The sequence below is a fragment of the Aestuariivita sp. genome (genome assembly GCF_021404545.1).
Lineage (GTDB): Bacteria > Pseudomonadota > Alphaproteobacteria > Rhodobacterales > Rhodobacteraceae > Aestuariivita.
In genome coordinates, this window is the sequence record NZ_JAAWWD010000068.1 from 1 (window position 1) to 16,038 (window position 16,038).

A 16,038-nucleotide genomic window follows, 5' to 3' on the forward strand; every position below is an offset into this window, starting at 1 on the left:
CTCCTGTCTCGCGCCTGCGCGTTCCCCCCCCCCCTGTGGGACGTTCCTTGGCCCTCCCCCCTCCCCGGGCGGTCCCTCCCCGCTCCCGACCCCATTCCCCCTACCCGGCCCTCGTTCCCCGTCCCACCAAACCCCCCGATCCCGCCGCTCAACATCCGTCCCGCGCTCCTCGCTGGGGTTGCAATCGTCGACCGCGCCGGACCCGCAACGATGAAGATGCCGCAGCGTCACATGTCAGGAGAAAACAAAACCCGGTTTGTCATGGCAACCGAGCATCCGGCCTCTCCCGCATGCGAGTGGGTACCACCTCAACAAATGCAGCTCTTCTCAAATCAGGGCGCAAAGATGCTCAGCCCAAAGTGCCAAAATTCCGCAAAACAATCGCGTTCTTACATTTAAATGATAAGGGACAATCGGTTGCTCCATCATTCTGATGAGCGCTTTCATTGTGATCAGGGTCTGAACTGGACCGGGTTTGTAAGTTGGCTCTGACGACCCACTGCCCTCCATGGCGGTGCCATGCGCTCAGATGAATTTTTGTACTTCGGGCCTAGCCGAGATCACGCCTAGCCTCAAATTGGGCGACCCAATGGAGCCGGCTCTCATGCAATCTGCAACATCCGTCAGATTGGCTTCTCCTGACACCTTCGCCGCATGATCTACAAACGGCTGTTCTGGGAAGGAGTGCCGTTCGCTGCACTGTGCACGGGCTGGTAAAGTGGTGGGACAAGGACGAAACCGCTCTCGCGGTATTGGTGCTTGTTGCGGGCGATCTGGCCCATCTGCGGGCGCAGGGCTGGACCGCCGATCCGGAGGCGCATCTGAATACTGACGGGCCATTGGCCGCCGCACGCCAGGGTCATTGTCGCTTGACATCAACCGGACTCTCGGCACAGTCATCCAGACGCTGGTGCCTGCTCTGTTGCAGGTGAAAAGGGAATGCATCAACCGAGGCAAGCTCGGCCAAATGCAGCCGCCCCCGCGACCGTGACCGGAGAGGTCCCTCAATCGCCACTGGCCATCGCGCTGGGAAGGCCGGGGGACCGGGTGGAGCGCCAAGCCCCACACATCCGCAAGCCGGGAGACCTGCCCGCGTGACGTGAATGAAACCGGACGGGGTGTTCCGGTGACGGGACCCAAGCGAGCTTGCCCCGCCATTTTACCCCTGCCGAAAAGGAACTGGACGTGCCGCGTGGATGCTGCGTTGAAACCTGTCGAATTGCTGGTCTGCACCAAGTGCAACCGGGCCGATGCCCTGGGAGACGTGGCGCTTAGCCATGGCACGCAGCTTTATGAAGAGCTGGCAGCCGAACCGCCGGAGGGCGTGAAAGTCACGCCCATCGATTGCCTGTCCAATTGCACGCGCAGTTGCTCAATTGTCCTGCGCGGGGAGGGGCGGTGGACCTATGTCTATGGCAACCTTCACGAAGGCGATCACCCCGACATCATCCGAGAGGGCGCACAGAAATACGCCGCCACGACCGATGGCCTGGTGACGTGGCGCGAGCGTCCTGAACATTTCCGAAAAAACTGCATGGCCCGCATTCCGCCAATGGAGATCCCAGAATGACCAATCTCGAAAAGCTGCCCGTGACCGTGATCACCGGGTTCCTTGGTTCCGGCAAGACGACGCTGATCAGCCATCTGATGCAGAACCCCGGCGGCAAAAGGCTCGCGGTGGTGGTCAATGAGTTCGGCGATGTCGGTGTCGACGGGGAGATCCTGAAAGGTTGCGCCATCCCCGATTGCCCGGCAGAGAATATCATGGAGCTTGCCAATGGGTGCATCTGTTGCACCGTGGCCGATGATTTCATCCCGACGATCGAGGCGTTGATGGCGCTGGATCCGCGCCCGGATCATATCCTGATCGAAACGTCGGGCCTTGCGCTTCCGAAACCGCTTCTGAAAGCCTTCGACTGGCCCGATATCCGCTCCAAGATCACCGTGGATGGCGTGATCGCACTGGCCGATGCGGAGGCCGTGGCAGCGGGCCGGTTCGCGCCGGACGTGGCCCGCGTCGATGCGCAACGGAAGGCCGATGAGAGCATCGACCACGAAACGCCGCTGAGCGAGGTATTCGACGATCAGATCAGCTGCGCCGACATTATCCTTCTAACGAAACCCGATCTGGCGGGCGCTGTCGGTGTGGCGAAGGCGAAAGAATTCATCGCGGCAGAGGCTCCACGCCCGCTGCCCGTGGTCGAAGTGACCGAAGGTGCGGTCGATGTCCGCGTGATCCTGGGGCTGGAAGCGGCGGCGGAGGATGACATGGAGGCGCGCCCGTCGCACCACGATGGCCATGACGATCACGAGCATGACGATTTCGAAAGCATCGTCGTGAACATCCCCGAACTGACCGACCCCACCGATCTGGTGGCCCGGATCGAGCGTCTGGCCAATGAGCGCAACATCCTGCGGGTGAAGGGCTATGCTTCCGTCGCTGGCAAGCCGATGCGTCTTCTGGTGCAGGCAGTGGGCGCGCGGGTGAGGCATCAATACGACCAGCCCTGGGCAGATCGCCCCCGACAGGGTCGTCTGGTGGTGATTGCCGAACATGACGACATGGACGCGGCGGCGATCCGCGCGATCCTCGCGCCGGTACCGGCCGCGGCTGAGTAGCGGGAGATGGTGTTGGGGCTGAAACAGACGGAGGGGCAGGGCGGCGCAAGCGGCGTCTTGCGCGATGTCGTCCAACTGACCGGCAGCGGGGCTGTGGCGATCTTAGCGGAGATCGATGGAACGGTGCGGACCGGTGATCTGGCGCAGCTGCCCGGCGGCCCTCCAACCGCGACCGGGAGAGAGGCGCTTCTTCCTTTGAACGGCACACGGATTTCCTTCGCCGGGGGAGATGGCTGATGCATGTCGTCTTTCGCGAAAGCCACGGGCTGGACGATACCGAGACCCCGCAGGATCTGGCGCAGACGCCCGCCGATCTTGTGGTGCTGTCGCTATCGGATTCCGACCTTGGGGCCTTTGCGGCGGGCTGGCACCGCGCGAAGGGGGCGCTGCCGCCCCTGCGGCTCGCCAACATCATCGGGCTGAAACATCCGTTGTCGGTCGATACCTATTTGGAGCAGACGCTGGAAGGTGCGAAGGGCATCCTGATCCGTCTGATCGGGGGTGTGCCCTATTGGCCCTATGGCTTGCAACAGATCGAAACTCTGGCGCGCAACAAAGGGATCGCGCTGGCGGTCCTTCCCGCTGATGGGCGGGTCGATCAGAGGCTTGATGAGATTTCCACTTTGCCGGTCAGCACCCTGCGCCGGTTGCAGCATCTGTGTGATGCGGGCGGAGAGGTCGCAGCGCAAGCGGCGCTGCAGCAGATGGCCCTGGCCTCGGGCCTTTATGCCGGTCCCGTGGTCGGTGTGAAGGGGTTGCCGCAGGTCGGTGGCTGGACACCTGAGGATGCCGTTTGCTGCCCGGTTCTGGCCGGTGGTGGCAATAGGCCATTGGTATTGGTGACCTTCTACCGGTCGTTTCTTGCAGCGGCCGATCTGGCCCCGATCGCCGCCTTGTTCACCGCACTGAGGGAACAGGGGTTCGAGGTGATGGGGCTCTTTGTGCCGTCGCTAAAGGCACCCGGCGCGGCGGAATGGATGACACGTATGGTCGCTCATCTAGCGCCTGCGGCGATCGTCAATGCGACCTCGTTTTCCGGCAGAAGGGGTGCGGGTGCCTCACCGCTGGATGCGAGCGATGTGCCGGTGTTCCAGGTGGCGCTCGCAACATCCACCCAAGAGGCCTGGGCAGACGCAGAGCGGGGATTGTCGCCCGCCGATCTGGCCATGCATGTGGTTTTGCCCGAGGTCGATGGCCGCCTCTTTGCGGGTGTCGCCTCGTTCAAGGAGCCGCAGGTCCGGGATGGCGCCCTGCAATTCGCACGCTTCGTGCATCGGACCGAGGTTGAGCGGGTGGGCGCCATCGCGCGCCGGGTGGGGGCCTGGCACAGGCTGGCGGTGTCGCACCCGAAGGATCGGCGCTTGGTCTTGGTCCTGTCGACCTATCCGGGGCAGGAGTGGAATTCGGCCCATGCCGTCGGCCTGGACGCGATTGCGTCGGCTGAAGCGATCCTGGGGGATCTGGCAGGGGTCGGGTATGGCGCGACCGGGACGGTGAAGGGCGACGCATTGAAAGAGGCGCGCCTGATCTGGCCGATGATGGAGTACAAGGCCGCGCTCGGGCGGCTGCCGCAAGAGCTGCAAGATGCGCTCCACGCCGCGTGGGGCAATGCCGAGGACGACGCGGATGCGTCGGAGGAAGGGATTGCCCTACGGATCCTGAAGCGCGGCTCGATATGGGTTGCGCTGCAACCCGAACGCGGCAATCCGCAGCTTCGCGATGCGGAATATCACGATCTCGCCCGCGTGCCGCGCCATGGCTATGTCGCCTTCTACCTGTGGATGCAGCGTCACGCCGATGCGCTGATCCATATTGGGGCCCATGGCACGCTGGAATGGCTGCCTGGCAAAGCCGTTGCCCTATCGGACACATGCTGGCCGGATGCCCTGACCGGCGATCTGCCGGTCATCTATCCGTTCATCGTCAACGATCCCGGGGAGGCCGCCCAGGCCAAGAGGCGCATCGGGGCAGTGACGCTCGGCCATGTCCCGCCGCCGATGAAGGCGTCGCACACGCCGTTGCGACTGGCACGGTTGGAGGCCCTGCTGGACGAGTTTTCAAATGCTGACGGTCTGGACCCGAAACGCCGCGACCGGTTGCAGGAGGATATCAGGGCCGAGGCCCGGGCGCTTGGCGTCGAACGGGATCTGGGGCTTGAGAGGGCGCGCTGCCCGGCCGAGGCGATCACCCGGATCGACCGGTTTGTCTGCGACGTGAAGGACAGCCAGTTCGGTGACGGGCTGCATGTCTGGGGCCGACCCGAACCTGGGCAAAGCGCGTTTGACAGCGCCCCGTCTGCCGCATCCGAGCGGCAGGCGCTGCTCAATGCGTTGGACGGCAGACGCATCGAGGCCGGGCCGTCCGGGTCGCCTTATCGGGGGCGGCTTGATGTCTTGCCGACGGGCCGGAACCTTTTCACAACCGACCCGCGCAGCGTGCCGTCACGGACGGCCTATGGGCAAGGCGAGGTGCTTGCGGCCGAATTGGTGCGGCGTCACCTACAGAACGAAGGTGATTACCCCAGGGGCCTGATCGTGGACCTTTGGGGATCGGCCACGATGCGCACGGCGGGAGAGGACTTCGCAATGGCCCTGGCGCTTCTGGGGGTGCGTCCGATCTGGGATGAAGGGTCGGAACGGGTGTCGGGGATCGAAGTTTTGCCCATTGCAGAGCTCAATCGCCCCCGCATCGATGTGACGCTTCGGGTCTCGGGCCTGTTCCGGGACGTGTTCCCGACGCTGTCGGCATTGTTCTCGCAGGCGATCCGCGCGTTGGCGGCCCGCGATGAGGCGCGGGATTGGAATCCATATGCCGGGCAGTCCGTCCTGGCGCGCGTTTATGGCCCCGCGCCGGGCAGCTTCGGTCTTGGCATGGGGGCGATGCTGGGTGACTATTCCGACGATGCGCGGCAGGCGGCGGGCGAGGCCTGGTTGAGCGCCAGCGCCTGGTCGATCGACGGAGAGACGATCACCAAAGACCCCGAAGGTATCCGGGCCCGCGTCGCCCGGGCGGACAGTTTCGTACACCTCCAGGACCTGCCCGAGACCGATGTGCTGCTGGCGTCGGATTATGCGACCCATGAAGCCGGGTTCGCTGCCGCGCAGGGCGTCGCGGGGGGCAATGCGACGCTCTATCACCTCGACAACACCGATCCCTCAACCCCAAAGGCGCGCGGGTTGCAGGAAGAGATTGCCCGCGTCGTGCAGGCCCGCGCGGCGAACCCGGACTGGATTGCCGGAATGCGGCGCCACGGATTTCGCGGCGCGGCGGAAATTGCCGCAACCCTCGAACATATGGCGGCCTTTGCCCATCTGGCAGGCGTGGTCGGACCACATCTGTTTGACGCGTATCATGCGGCGACGCTTGGCGATGAGGATGTCACGGCCTTCCTCAGGAAGGAAAACCCGCAGGCGCTGGAGGCGATGCAGGCCCGGTTCGCGGCCCTTTACGAGGCAGGCCTTTGGCAGACCCGGCGAAACTCTGTGCTTGCGAATATGCAGGTGGCGGAATGAGCGTACCGGGCGTCAAAGGCTGGTGCCCCGGTGCACATCGTCCAATGGTGTCGGGCGACGGGTTGGTGGTGCGTGTGCGCCCCTGGCATGGCCGATTGAGCCCGGAGCACGTGTTCGGAATCTGCGATCTGGCGGATCGGTTTGGCTCTGGCATCATCGACGTGACCCGTCGCGCGAATGTTCAGATCCGAGGCGTTTCACCAGAGGGTTTTCCGGCGCTTCTGGAGGGGTTGGATGAGCTTGGCCTGCTGGATGCCGATGCCGATCTGGAGGCGCGCCGGAATGTGCTGGTCACGCCGTTTCACCAGGAAGGTGACCTGACCCATCGCCTTGCCCGGGCCGTGGTCAGGACCCTCCCACGTCTGCCCGACTTGCCCGCCAAGATCGGGTACGCGGTGGATACGGGTCCATTCCCCATCCTCAGAGAGGAGCCCGCAGATATCCGGTTTGAGAGGGCCGGTGACGGTAGCCTGATCATCCGGTTGGACGGGACCGATGCCGGTCGTGCTGTCACGGAAGCAGGCGCAATGGACGCGTTGGTCGAGGCGGCGGAGTGGTTGGCGCGGGGGATCGGGCCCGATGCGCGCCGGATGGCAAAGGTCGTGACCAAAGTGCGGCCACCCGAAAGCTGGGTTCAGATCGCGCCAGTTCCACCTGGGCCGCGCCCGGAGCCGGGCCGCGTCGATCAGGGCGTCCTGCTTGGCGTGCCCCTTGGCCGGACGCAGGGCGGTGATCTGCGGGATCTCGTAAGGCAAGGCGGCGCGGTCCATCTCCGCATGACGCCGTGGCGGATGGTGTTGCTTGAAACACAGACGCTTCCCGATCACCCCGCCTTCATCGAAAGCGCAGACGATCCGATCCTGGCAATCGATGCCTGCCCCGGCGCGCCGTATTGCTCTGTCGCGACGGTGGAAACGCGGGCCCTCGCCCGCCGATTGGCGGGCAAGACGGGTGGCGCGCTCCATATCTCGGGCTGCGCCAAGGGGTGCGCGCGGTCCGCACCCGCCGATGTCACGCTTGTTGGCCGAAACGGCGCGTTCGACCTTGTCCGCAACGGACATGCATGGGATGACCCGCAAACTTGCGGGCTTGTCCCAGACGACCTTCTTGCGCAGTTCCACACATCATGACCTACACCTACGAGACTGATGGCGCGGCCATCTACAAGCAGAGCTTCGCGACAATCCGCGCTGAGGCCGATCTGGCCCGCTTCGATGCGGATGAGGAACAGGTCGCGGTGCGCATGATCCATGCGGCCGGGATGGTTGGTTTGGAAAAGCATGTCCATTTCTCCCCCGGTTTCGTACCGGCTGCCCGGCGCGCGCTGGAGGCGGGGGCGCCGATCCTGTGTGATGCGCATATGGTGAGCGAAGGCGTGACGCGCGTCCGGCTTCCGGCGCAGAATGAGGTGATCTGCACGCTCCGCGCCGAGGGCGTTGCGGAGATGGCGATGACGATGGGGACGACGCGGTCGGCGGCGGCGTTGGAGCTGTGGCGCCCGCATCTGGGCGGTGCCCTGGTGGCCATCGGCAATGCGCCCACCGCTCTGTTCCACCTGCTCAACATGCTGGGCGACCCGAATTGTCCCCGCCCGGCCGCGATCATCGGCTGTCCGGTGGGGTTTGTCGGCGCGGTGGAATCGAAGGATGCGCTTTGGGCAGATCAGCCGGTGCCGAGCGTCATCGTTCAGGGCCGCCTGGGCGGCAGCGCGATCACCGTGGCCGCCATCAATGCCATCGCGAGCCGGGCGGAATGAGCGCGGGCATGGTATATGGCGTGGGCCTGGGACCCGGTGACCCAGAGCTTATGAGCGTGAAGGCCGACCGGCTGGTACGCGGCGCGAAACATGTCGCATTCTTTCGCAAGTCGGGCCGGTATGGCCAGGCGAGGCGTTTGGTGGACGGAATGCTGCGCAACGACGCGGCGGAAGTCGCGATGGAATATCCCGTCACCACCGAGATCCCGCTCAGCGATCCGCGGTACAACCAGATCCTGTCGGATTTCTATACCGAGAGCACGGCGCGGGTTCTGGAGCTGGTGCGGGCGGGGGAAGACGTGATCGTTCTGTGTGAAGGGGATCCGTTCTTCTACGGCTCTTTCATGCATCTCTATACGCGGTTGAAGGAAACGGTGCCGGTGGAGGTTGTGCCGGGGATCACCGGCATGTCGGCGGCCTGGACCGCGACAGGTGCGCCGATCACCTGGGGCGATGACGTGCTGAGCGTGCTGATGGGCACACATACCGAGGATGAACTGGCTCGGCAGATGGGCTGCGCCGACGCGCTGGTTGTGATGAAGCTGGGCCGAACGCTCGACAAGGTGCGACGGGCGCTGAGGGTGGCGGGCAGGTATGACGATGCGTGGCTGATCGAAAACGCCGCCATGCCGGAACAATCGGTGATGCGCTTGTCTGAGACGGAGGGCCGGGTTGCGCCTTACTTTTCAATCGTCGTGGTGCATGGGCAGGGGCGCAGGCCATGAACGGGCGGCTCGTCATAGCCGGGTTGGGCCCCGGCGCCGAGGCCCTGGTGACGCCTGAGGTGACGGCGGCCCTGATGGAGGCTACGGATATCGTGGGCTACATTCCCTATGTCGCGCGGGTGCCCGATCGCGAGGGGCTGATCAAACATGCCTCGGACAACAGGGTAGAGCTCGGCCGGGCGCAGGATGCCTTGCGGATGGCTGCCGACGGGCGGCACGTTGTGGTGGTATCCTCGGGTGATCCGGGTGTCTTCGCGATGGCGTCGGCGGTGTTTGAAGCGGTGGAAAGCGGCCCGGATGGGTGGCGGGATTTGCAGATCGAGGTTCTGCCGGGCATCACCGCGATGCTGGCGGCCTCTGCGCGGGTTGGCGCGCCCTTGGGGCACGATTTCTGTGCCATCAACCTCAGCGACAATCTGAAGCCTTGGGCTCTAATAGAAAAACGTCTGCGACTGGCGGTTGAGGCCGATTTCGCGATGGGGTTCTACAATCCCCGGTCCAAGGCCCGGCCCGAGGGGTTTGCCAGAGTGTTGGAGGTGCTGCAGGACGCGTGTGGCGACGACCGGCCGATAATTTTTGCGCGGGGGGTCTCCACCGACGTTGAGGCGATCCGCGTGGTTCCGCTGACCCAGGCCAAGCCAGAGATGGCGGATATGCGCACCATGGTCCTGATCGGGTCATCGCGCACACGCCTGATCGAGCGGGATGGCGCGCCGTTTGTCTATACGCCCAGATCGGTGCGGGTATGAGCGATCCATTCCAGAACGTCGGGCACCGAAGCCGCCTCGTGCCGAACCGGTGTCGCGGGGCGATCGATCATCACCACCGGAAGGCCAAGGGCGCGGGCAGCGGCGATCTTGGCATAGGCTCCGGCGCCTCCGGAGTTTTTGGATACGATCAGATCGATCCCGTGCGTTTCCATCAGCCTGCGGTCTCCGTCTTCGGAAAACGGGCCGCGATCCACGATCACCTCGTGACGCGGAAAGGGCGGTGGGGTCTTGGGCGGATCGACCAGGCGCAACAGATAGCGGTGCTGCGGGTTGGGCGCGAAGTCGGTCAGGTGCATGCGGCCGACCGCCAGCATCACGTTGCAGGCCGGGCGGTCGAGCGCGGTCACCGCAGTGGCGATATCCGCAACATGCCGCCAGTCATCCCCATCCTGCGCGGTCCAGGGCGCACGGGTCAGAGCGATCAGCGGGACGGAGGCCAGGTTCGCCGCTTCCACCGCATTCCGGCTCATCTGCGTGGCGAAAGGATGGGTTGCGTCGATCAGATGGGTGATCCGCTCGGTCTTCAAATAGCGCGCCAGACCCTTTGCCCCACCGAACCCGCCCACACGCTGCGGCAAGGGCTGGCGCACGGGGCGATCCACGCGACCCGCGAAGGACACTGTGCCTGTCAGACCCCGCTCGGCCAAGGCCCGGCAAAGTGCCGTCGCTTCGGTTGTGCCGCCCAGGATCAGGAGGTTCGGTGTGATGGCTGAGGCTCCGTGGGTGACGATTATCGGGTTGGGCGAAGATGGACTGGATGGCCTGTCGCCCGCAAGCCGGGACGCATTGGCGGCGGCGGAAATCGTTATGGGGCCGACACGTCATTTGGCGCTGTTGGGTGACATCGCGGCGGAGGTCGTGGAATGGCCCGTGCCGTTTGCCGACGGTTTGCCGAAGCTCCTTGGGAGGCGGGGACGGCGCGTGGTCGTCCTGGCCTCAGGCGATCCGTTCTGGTTCGGAGCGGGCCGCGCGATCGCGCGGTCGCTGACACCGGGAGAGTGGCGGGCCTTTCCCGGAATATCGACCTTTTCGCTTGTGGCGGCCCGGTTGGGCTGGCCGTTGGACCAGACATGTTGCCTTGGCCTGCACGCCGCCCCCATTCAACGCATACGGCGGCATCTGGCGAAGGGGGCAAGGCTGATCGTGCTGTTGCGTGATGGCGCCGCCGTATCGGATCTGGCGGCTTGCCTGGAGACGACCGGCTTTGATGCCAGTTTCCTGCATGTCTGCGAAGCAATGGGCGGCCCGCGTGAGAGGATCCGCCACATCTCGGTCGCCGACGCGCGCTCGGGCGATTTCCGTCACCCCGTCTGTGTGGCGGTCGAGGTGGCAGGAGGCGGCCCGGCCCTGCCCAAGACCTCGGGCTTACCGGACAATCTGTTCAAGACCGACGGCGTAATGACAAAGCGCGCGGTGCGGGCTTTGACGCTGTCAGCGCTGGCCCCGAAACCCGGAGAATATCTTTGGGATATCGGGGGCGGGTCCGGCAGCATCGCCGTGGAATGGGCCCTGGCGCATCCGAGTTGTCGTGTCAGCTCTATCGAACTGCGCTCGGATCGCGCGGCGTTGATCGAGATGAACGCGGCGGCGTTCGGGGTGGCCGTGGACGTTGTGACGGGCGGCGCACCTGAGGTGCTCGACAGGTTAGATGCGCCGGATGTGGTGTTTGTGGGTGGGGGGCTTGATCGCGCGCTTTTGGATGATTTACGCGCGCGTTTGGCCCCGGGCGTAAGGCTTGTCGCCAATGCCGTAACGCTGGAAACCGAGGCATTGCTGGCCGAGGCGCAGGCGGATCTGGGCGGGGATCTGATGCGGATCGAGGTTTCCAACATAACCGCGATGGGATTGAAGCGCGGTTGGAAAGCGGCCTATCCCGTGGTGCAGTGGAGCGTGGTCCTATGATTGTCGCGGGGTTTGGGTTCAACGCGCAGGCGCGGGTGGACAGCCTGTTGGAGGCAATGGCTCTGGCCGGTCCGACGCCCGACGGTGTGGCGACCTTGGTCGGCAAGGCGGATGGCGAGATATTCGCGCGGTTTGCGGACCTGCTGGGCCGCCGCGCGATATTTGTCGCGGCGGTGGATGCACAAGCGCAATCGACGCTGACAAAGTCGGACCGGTCCATCGCGGCCCATGGTGTCGGATCGGTGGCTGAGGCCTGCGCTTTGGCGGCGGCGGGGCCGGGGGCAAAGCTGCTGGGGCCGCGCGTGATCTCCGCCGACCGGACAGCGACCTGCGCCCTGGCGGAAAGGTCCGAACGATGAGCGTGCATTTCATCGGTGCAGGTCCAGGCGCGCCCGACCTGCTGACCCTGCGGGGCCGCGATCTGATCGCGGCCTGCCCGGTCTGCCTTTATGCCGGATCGCTGGTACCCGAGGCAGTGCTTGACCATTGCCCCGACGACGCGGAGATCGTGAATACCGCCCCGCTCGACCTGGATGCCATCGTTGCAAGAATGGCGGCCGCCCATGCGGCAGGCCAAGACGTGGCGCGCCTTCATTCGGGCGATCTGTCGGTCTGGTCTGCCATGGGGGAACAGATCCGCCGCCTGCGCGCGCTCAAGATCCCCTACACCGTCACACCCGGAGTGCCGTCATTTGCCGCCGCCGCGGCGACGTTGGGCGCGGAGTTGACCCTTCCGGGTGTTGCGCAATCGGTGGTGTTGACCCGGACCCCGGGACGCGCGTCCTCGATGCCGGAACGCGAAACACTGGCCAATTTCGCCGCCACCGGTGCCACGCTGGCAATCCATCTTTCAATCCAGAACGTGACGGCGGTGGTGGATGATCTGCGCCCCTGCTATGGTGGCGATTGCCCGGTCTGCGTAGTGTACCGCGCCTCGTGGCCGGACGAGCGGATCATCCGCGCGACGCTGGACAGCCTGGCCGATCATCTGCCGCCCGAGATTGCGCGGACCGCGCTGATCCTGGTCGGCCCGGCCCTGGCGGCGGAAGGTTTCGTGGAAAGCTGCCTGTATTCAACGGATTATGATCGGCGCTATCGACCGCAGACGGCGGATAGCCCGTGGTCGGAATGGAGGCATGGTGATGATTGAGCCGCGCGGTCTGATGATCTCAGCCCCCGCATCCGGAACCGGCAAGACCACGGTAATGCTGGGGCTTTTGCGGGCTTTGGCCGATGATGGGCTAGAGGTCCAGCCCTTCAAATCGGGACCGGATTACATCGATCCCGCCTTTCACTTCGCAGCCGCACGGCGTGCCTCGTACAATTTCGATACTTGGGCGATGGGCCCGGCTTTGCTTTCGGGCATCGCGCATAGGGCTGAAGGCGCGGATATCTGCGTCGCCGAAGGGTCAATGGGGTTGTTCGATGGTGTGGCAACGCGCGGGCAGGTGGGGTTCGGCAGTTCCGCCGAGACCGCAAAGCACATGGGCTGGCCTGTGGTTCTTGTCATCGATGTAAGCGGGCAGGCGCAATCGGCAGCGGCCACCGCGATGGGGTTCCGCGACTATGATCCGGATCTACCATTCGCGGGGGTCATTCTGAATCGTGTCGCCAGTCCGCGGCACGACCGATTGGCGCGCCTCGGTATGGATCGGGCGGGCATCCGGGTGCTGGGGGCCTTGCCCCGGCGCGGTGACCTGACCCTGCCTGAGCGGCATCTGGGCCTGATTCAGGCGGTGGAACATCCTGATCTGGAGGCCGCCGTCTCGGGGTATGCGGCATTCCTGCGCGAGCATGTGGATCTGGCCATACTGAGGGAGGCGGCGACGGGTGCGGTTCTGGAAGGACCGACAGGCCTGCCAAGACCACCCGCCCAGCGTATTGCGTTGGCCCGGGATGCGGCGTTTTCCTTCACCTATCCACATTTGATTGAGGGATGGCGCGCGGCCGGGGCCGAGATCCTGCCGTTTTCCCCCTTGGCCGATGAAGCACCCGACAAGGACGCCGATCTGGTCTGGTTGCCTGGCGGCTACCCGGAATTGCATGCCGGACGGATTGCGGCGGCCGAGACGTTTCGCGCGGGCCTGCGCAAACATGCGGAGACCAGGCCGGTTCATGGTGAATGCGGGGGCTATATGGCACTGGGGGCGGCGCTGATCGACAAGGACGGCGTGCGGCATCGGATGGCCGGGCTGCTTGGCCTTGTGACCAGTTACGAGACGCGGAAATTCCACCTCGGCTATCGGCGTGCGGTGCTGGAAGATGCGATGCCGGGGCACCGCGTCGGCGCTGCGCTGCGCGGGCATGAATTCCACTACTCGACCATTCTGGACCAACCGGACGCCCCTCTCGCGCAGGTCTTCGATGCCGATGGCAATCCCGTGCCGGAAACCGGGTCCCGCAACGGCCACGTCACCGGCACGTTCTTCCACCTGATCACGGCAGAGGATGCGGCCGCATGAGCGGGTTTGTCAGCTTTGTGGGCTCCGGCCCCGGTGACCCGGAGCTTCTGACGCTCAAGGCGGTGGACCGGCTGAAGCGCGCCGATGCGGTGCTGTTCGATGATCTGTCATCGGGTCCGATCCTGTCCCATGCGCGGTCCGGGGCCGACCTGGTGGGCGTGGGCAAACGCGCGGGCCGCCCGTCGCCCCGACAGCATCACGTGAGCCGACTTTTGGTCGATTACGCCGAGACCGGCCAGCGTGTCGTGCGCCTGAAATCCGGCGATAGCGGCATTTTCGGACGGCTGGAGGAAGAAATCACGGCGCTGCGGGCCGCCGGGATCGGGTATGAGATCATCCCCGGTGTTCCCTCGGCTTGCGCGGCGGCGGCGGCGGCGGGCATTCCGCTGACCCGGCGGCTGACCGCGCGGCGCATTCAGTTCGTGACCGGCCACGATGTGTCCGGCGAATTGCCCGAGGATATCGACCTGACCGCACTTGCCGATCCGACAGCCAGCACGGTGGTCTTCATGGGCAAGCGCACCTTCCCAAAGCTGGCGGCGGCGTTGGTCGAGAAAGGCCTGCCGGCCGACACGCCCGCGGTCCTCGCGGAAGCCGTCAGCACGCCGGATCAGGCGATCCAGCGCAGCACGATCACCGCATTGGCCGAGCGGTTGGGCGGAGGCATCGGTGCGGCACCTGCGCTGATCCTCTATGGCCCCCTCGCCGACGGGCGCGATGATTGAGCTGTGGCTCATAGGGATTGGCACCGGCAGCCCGGGCCATGTGACGCTTGAAGCGCAGGTCGCGCTGCGGGATGCGGCGCTGATCCTTGTTCCACGCAAGGGTGTCGGCAAAGACGATCTGGTCGAGATCCGGCACCGGATCATTGCCGAGGCCGGATCGAAGGCGCGCCTGGTGGCATTCGACTACCCGGTTCGCGACCCGGCATTGCCCTATCTGGATCGGGTTGAACGCTGGCATGACGAGATCGCGGCACGCTGGCAGGCGGCCATTGACGCGGCGGGTGCGGACGGCCCGGTCGCGCTGCTGGTTTGGGGGGACCCGTCGCTTTACGACAGCACGCTCAGGATCGCGCGGCGGCTGGACCCAGCCCCGCGCCTCAAGGTGTTTCCGGGCATCACGGCGCTGCAGGCCTTGACGGCGGCCCACGCGATCCCGCTGAATGCGCTGGCCGGCACCGTAACGGTCACGACGGGGCGGCGGCTTCGGGACCATGGTTGGCCCGAGGGCGCAGAGAGCGTTGTCGTGATGCTGGACGGGGAATGCAGCTTCCAAACGCTCAGCCGCGCGGACTTGCTGATCTGGTGGGGTGCATTTCTGGGCATGCAGGAGCAGATCGTCGATCATGGACCTGTGTCCGAAGTGGCGGCCCGGATCGTCGATACCCGCGCGAAGGCGCGGGAGGCCCATGGCTGGATCATGGACACCTATCTGCTGCGCCCGGAGGATGTGTCATGAGCCGGCCGATCGTGCGCTTGTGTTCGACCTGCGAGCCTGCGGGCGCGGAGGCGGCGCGCGTGGCGTTGACAGAGGCCTTGGTCGTGGCGGGTCTGGATGCGGCGGTGGTTGACCAGGCCTGCATGAGTGCCTGTTCTAACCCTGTCAGCCTTTCGCTTCAGGCCGATGGTCGTGCAACCTACTTCTTTGCGGGCGTCGATCCGCAAGACGATCTCGCGGATATCGTGGGCACTGTGCGCGCCTATCTCGACAGCCCTGCGGGCTGGATCGAGGATGCCAGACCCTGCGGCCGGTTGCGCCATTGCCTTGTCGGACGCGTGCCCGCACTTAGTCCGGGATCGTGACGCTGGCCGAGATCGGTGCGTCTGCTATGGCCAACGGGCGGTGATCGTTTGCGTTCAACGTGATCTTGACCACATCCCCGGCCTGCACTGCGCCCAGATGGACCCATGACCCGTAGTAGCGTCCAATCTTCTCGGCATTCACATAGACATGGACATGGCCCTCGCCGGGCACATGATCGCCGCTGACATTCTGCGGTGAAAACGTGAAGTTCTCGGTCCGAATCTGAAGGTTCCAGCTGCCATCCGGATCGGCGTGCAGCATCGCGTCCAGTGTGGGATTGTCGGCCGCCTTATCCAGCACCAGCCGCGTGGAATGGTCGTGGCCCGCCATGCCCGGCATCGTCGTGCCGTGATCGCCATGATGGGTCGGATCGGAATGGTCGTGGCCATCCAGCGTGATGCCATTGGCGGCGGCGATGGTAAAGCCGATGCCGGTGCCAAAAATCAGACCAATGGCCAGCAAGGGAAGTCCGGTTCTCATGGTCTT

General features: G+C 65.0%; 17 protein-coding genes and 1 riboswitch. Of the genes, 15 read left to right on the plus strand and 2 right to left on the minus strand.

The genetic code is table 11. From position 1 onward, the window contains the following. Positions 1–891: 891 nt before the first annotated feature. Positions 892–1,109, plus strand: a riboswitch (cobalamin riboswitch). A 95-nt stretch (positions 1,110–1,204) separates the two neighbouring features. From HEP69_RS21905 to cobJ, 8 genes are read left to right on the plus strand one after another with little or no spacing between them, the layout of a single operon-like run. Then, a complete protein-coding gene (locus HEP69_RS21905; protein ID WP_290560645.1) occupies positions 1,205–1,570 on the plus strand; it encodes a DUF1636 domain-containing protein in 366 nt (121 codons plus the stop codon). Further along, on the plus strand, positions 1,567–2,619 hold the full coding sequence (cobW, locus tag HEP69_RS21910) for a cobalamin biosynthesis protein CobW (protein ID WP_290560646.1): 1,053 nt from the start codon (positions 1,567–1,569) through the stop codon (positions 2,617–2,619). The genes HEP69_RS21905 and cobW overlap by 4 nt, the downstream gene beginning before the upstream one ends. A gap of 12 nt (positions 2,620–2,631) precedes the next feature. Continuing rightward, entirely contained in the window at positions 2,632–2,856 is a 225-nt protein-coding gene (locus HEP69_RS21915) for a hypothetical protein (protein WP_290560647.1), read from the plus strand. Continuing rightward, the gene (cobN, locus tag HEP69_RS21920; RefSeq protein ID WP_290560648.1) at positions 2,856–6,131 is read left to right on the plus strand and encodes a cobaltochelatase subunit CobN; all 3,276 of its coding nucleotides are present in this window, start codon (positions 2,856–2,858) and stop codon (positions 6,129–6,131) included. The genes HEP69_RS21915 and cobN overlap by 1 nt, the downstream gene beginning before the upstream one ends. After that, positions 6,128–7,261 carry a cobalamin biosynthesis protein CobG gene (locus tag HEP69_RS21925; RefSeq protein ID WP_290560649.1) on the plus strand — a complete coding sequence of 378 codons (1,134 nt, stop codon included), beginning with the start codon at positions 6,128–6,130 and terminating at the stop codon, positions 7,259–7,261. Before cobN ends, HEP69_RS21925 begins: the two co-directional genes overlap by 4 nt. Next, on the plus strand, positions 7,258–7,887 hold the full coding sequence (locus HEP69_RS21930) for a precorrin-8X methylmutase (protein WP_290560650.1): 630 nt from the start codon (positions 7,258–7,260) through the stop codon (positions 7,885–7,887). The genes HEP69_RS21925 and HEP69_RS21930 overlap by 4 nt, the downstream gene beginning before the upstream one ends. A gap of 8 nt (positions 7,888–7,895) precedes the next feature. Further along, on the plus strand, positions 7,896–8,612 hold the full coding sequence (locus HEP69_RS21935) for a precorrin-2 C(20)-methyltransferase (RefSeq protein ID WP_290560651.1): 717 nt from the start codon (positions 7,896–7,898) through the stop codon (positions 8,610–8,612). After that, complete coding sequence (cobJ, locus tag HEP69_RS21940; RefSeq protein WP_290560652.1) at positions 8,609–9,361, plus strand: precorrin-3B C(17)-methyltransferase; 753 nt, start codon at positions 8,609–8,611, stop codon at positions 9,359–9,361. Before HEP69_RS21935 ends, cobJ begins: the two co-directional genes overlap by 4 nt. Here the strand turns inward: cobJ and HEP69_RS21945 are convergent. Beyond that, positions 9,334–10,089: a cobalt-precorrin-6A reductase gene (locus HEP69_RS21945; protein ID WP_290560694.1), complete on the minus strand. Its 756-nt coding sequence runs from the start codon at positions 10,087–10,089 to the stop codon at positions 9,334–9,336. The two genes, cobJ and HEP69_RS21945, sit on opposite strands and share 28 nt — an antisense overlap. Here HEP69_RS21945 and cbiE point away from each other — a divergent pair. Genes cbiE through HEP69_RS21980 form a run of 7 tightly spaced genes read left to right on the plus strand, consistent with a single transcriptional unit; the run spans position 10,088 to position 15,551 of the window. Next, complete coding sequence (gene cbiE / locus HEP69_RS21950) at positions 10,088–11,284, plus strand: precorrin-6y C5,15-methyltransferase (decarboxylating) subunit CbiE (RefSeq protein ID WP_290560653.1); 1,197 nt, start codon at positions 10,088–10,090, stop codon at positions 11,282–11,284. The two genes, HEP69_RS21945 and cbiE, sit on opposite strands and share 2 nt — an antisense overlap. After that, on the plus strand, positions 11,281–11,643 hold the full coding sequence (locus HEP69_RS21955) for a cobalamin biosynthesis protein (RefSeq protein WP_290560654.1): 363 nt from the start codon (positions 11,281–11,283) through the stop codon (positions 11,641–11,643). The genes cbiE and HEP69_RS21955 overlap by 4 nt, the downstream gene beginning before the upstream one ends. Next, a complete protein-coding gene (gene cobM, locus HEP69_RS21960) occupies positions 11,640–12,434 on the plus strand; it encodes a precorrin-4 C(11)-methyltransferase (protein ID WP_290560655.1) in 795 nt (264 codons plus the stop codon). The genes HEP69_RS21955 and cobM overlap by 4 nt, the downstream gene beginning before the upstream one ends. Beyond that, positions 12,427–13,746 carry a cobyrinate a,c-diamide synthase gene (locus HEP69_RS21965; protein ID WP_290560656.1) on the plus strand — a complete coding sequence of 440 codons (1,320 nt, stop codon included), beginning with the start codon at positions 12,427–12,429 and terminating at the stop codon, positions 13,744–13,746. The genes cobM and HEP69_RS21965 overlap by 8 nt, the downstream gene beginning before the upstream one ends. Next, complete coding sequence (cobA, locus tag HEP69_RS21970; RefSeq protein ID WP_290560657.1) at positions 13,743–14,471, plus strand: uroporphyrinogen-III C-methyltransferase; 729 nt, start codon at positions 13,743–13,745, stop codon at positions 14,469–14,471. The genes HEP69_RS21965 and cobA overlap by 4 nt, the downstream gene beginning before the upstream one ends. Continuing rightward, complete coding sequence (gene cobF / locus HEP69_RS21975; protein ID WP_290560695.1) at positions 14,464–15,207, plus strand: precorrin-6A synthase (deacetylating); 744 nt, start codon at positions 14,464–14,466, stop codon at positions 15,205–15,207. The genes cobA and cobF overlap by 8 nt, the downstream gene beginning before the upstream one ends. Beyond that, entirely contained in the window at positions 15,204–15,551 is a 348-nt protein-coding gene (locus HEP69_RS21980; RefSeq protein ID WP_290560658.1) for a DUF1636 family protein, read from the plus strand. Before cobF ends, HEP69_RS21980 begins: the two co-directional genes overlap by 4 nt. On the opposite strand, the gene HEP69_RS21985 is transcribed toward HEP69_RS21980, so the two are convergent. Further along, positions 15,535–16,032, minus strand: coding sequence for a hypothetical protein (locus tag HEP69_RS21985; RefSeq protein ID WP_290560659.1), 498 nt, complete (start codon positions 16,030–16,032; stop codon positions 15,535–15,537). The genes HEP69_RS21980 and HEP69_RS21985 overlap by 17 nt on opposite strands. Positions 16,033–16,038: the final 6 nt, after the last annotated feature.

Excerpts from the sequence above, each read along its gene's own strand:
- cobW (WP_290560646.1), top strand. The coding sequence starts at position 1,567 with ATGACCAATCTCGAAAAGCTGCCCGTGACCGTGATCACCGGGTTCCTT.
- cobN (WP_290560648.1), top strand. The coding sequence starts at position 2,856 with ATGCATGTCGTCTTTCGCGAAAGCCACGGGCTGGACGATACCGAGACC.
- HEP69_RS21925 (WP_290560649.1), top strand. The coding sequence starts at position 6,128 with ATGAGCGTACCGGGCGTCAAAGGCTGGTGCCCCGGTGCACATCGTCCA.
- HEP69_RS21930 (WP_290560650.1), top strand. The coding sequence starts at position 7,258 with ATGACCTACACCTACGAGACTGATGGCGCGGCCATCTACAAGCAGAGC.
- HEP69_RS21935 (WP_290560651.1), top strand. The coding sequence starts at position 7,896 with ATGGTATATGGCGTGGGCCTGGGACCCGGTGACCCAGAGCTTATGAGC.
- cobJ (WP_290560652.1), top strand. The coding sequence starts at position 8,609 with ATGAACGGGCGGCTCGTCATAGCCGGGTTGGGCCCCGGCGCCGAGGCC.
- cbiE (WP_290560653.1), top strand. The coding sequence starts at position 10,088 with ATGGCTGAGGCTCCGTGGGTGACGATTATCGGGTTGGGCGAAGATGGA.
- HEP69_RS21955 (WP_290560654.1), top strand. The coding sequence starts at position 11,281 with ATGATTGTCGCGGGGTTTGGGTTCAACGCGCAGGCGCGGGTGGACAGC.
- cobM (WP_290560655.1), top strand. The coding sequence starts at position 11,640 with ATGAGCGTGCATTTCATCGGTGCAGGTCCAGGCGCGCCCGACCTGCTG.
- HEP69_RS21965 (WP_290560656.1), top strand. The coding sequence starts at position 12,427 with ATGATTGAGCCGCGCGGTCTGATGATCTCAGCCCCCGCATCCGGAACC.
- cobA (WP_290560657.1), top strand. The coding sequence starts at position 13,743 with ATGAGCGGGTTTGTCAGCTTTGTGGGCTCCGGCCCCGGTGACCCGGAG.
- cobF (WP_290560695.1), top strand. The coding sequence starts at position 14,464 with ATGATTGAGCTGTGGCTCATAGGGATTGGCACCGGCAGCCCGGGCCAT.
- HEP69_RS21980 (WP_290560658.1), top strand. The coding sequence starts at position 15,204 with ATGAGCCGGCCGATCGTGCGCTTGTGTTCGACCTGCGAGCCTGCGGGC.
- HEP69_RS21985 (WP_290560659.1), bottom strand. The coding sequence starts at position 16,032 with ATGAGAACCGGACTTCCCTTGCTGGCCATTGGTCTGATTTTTGGCACC.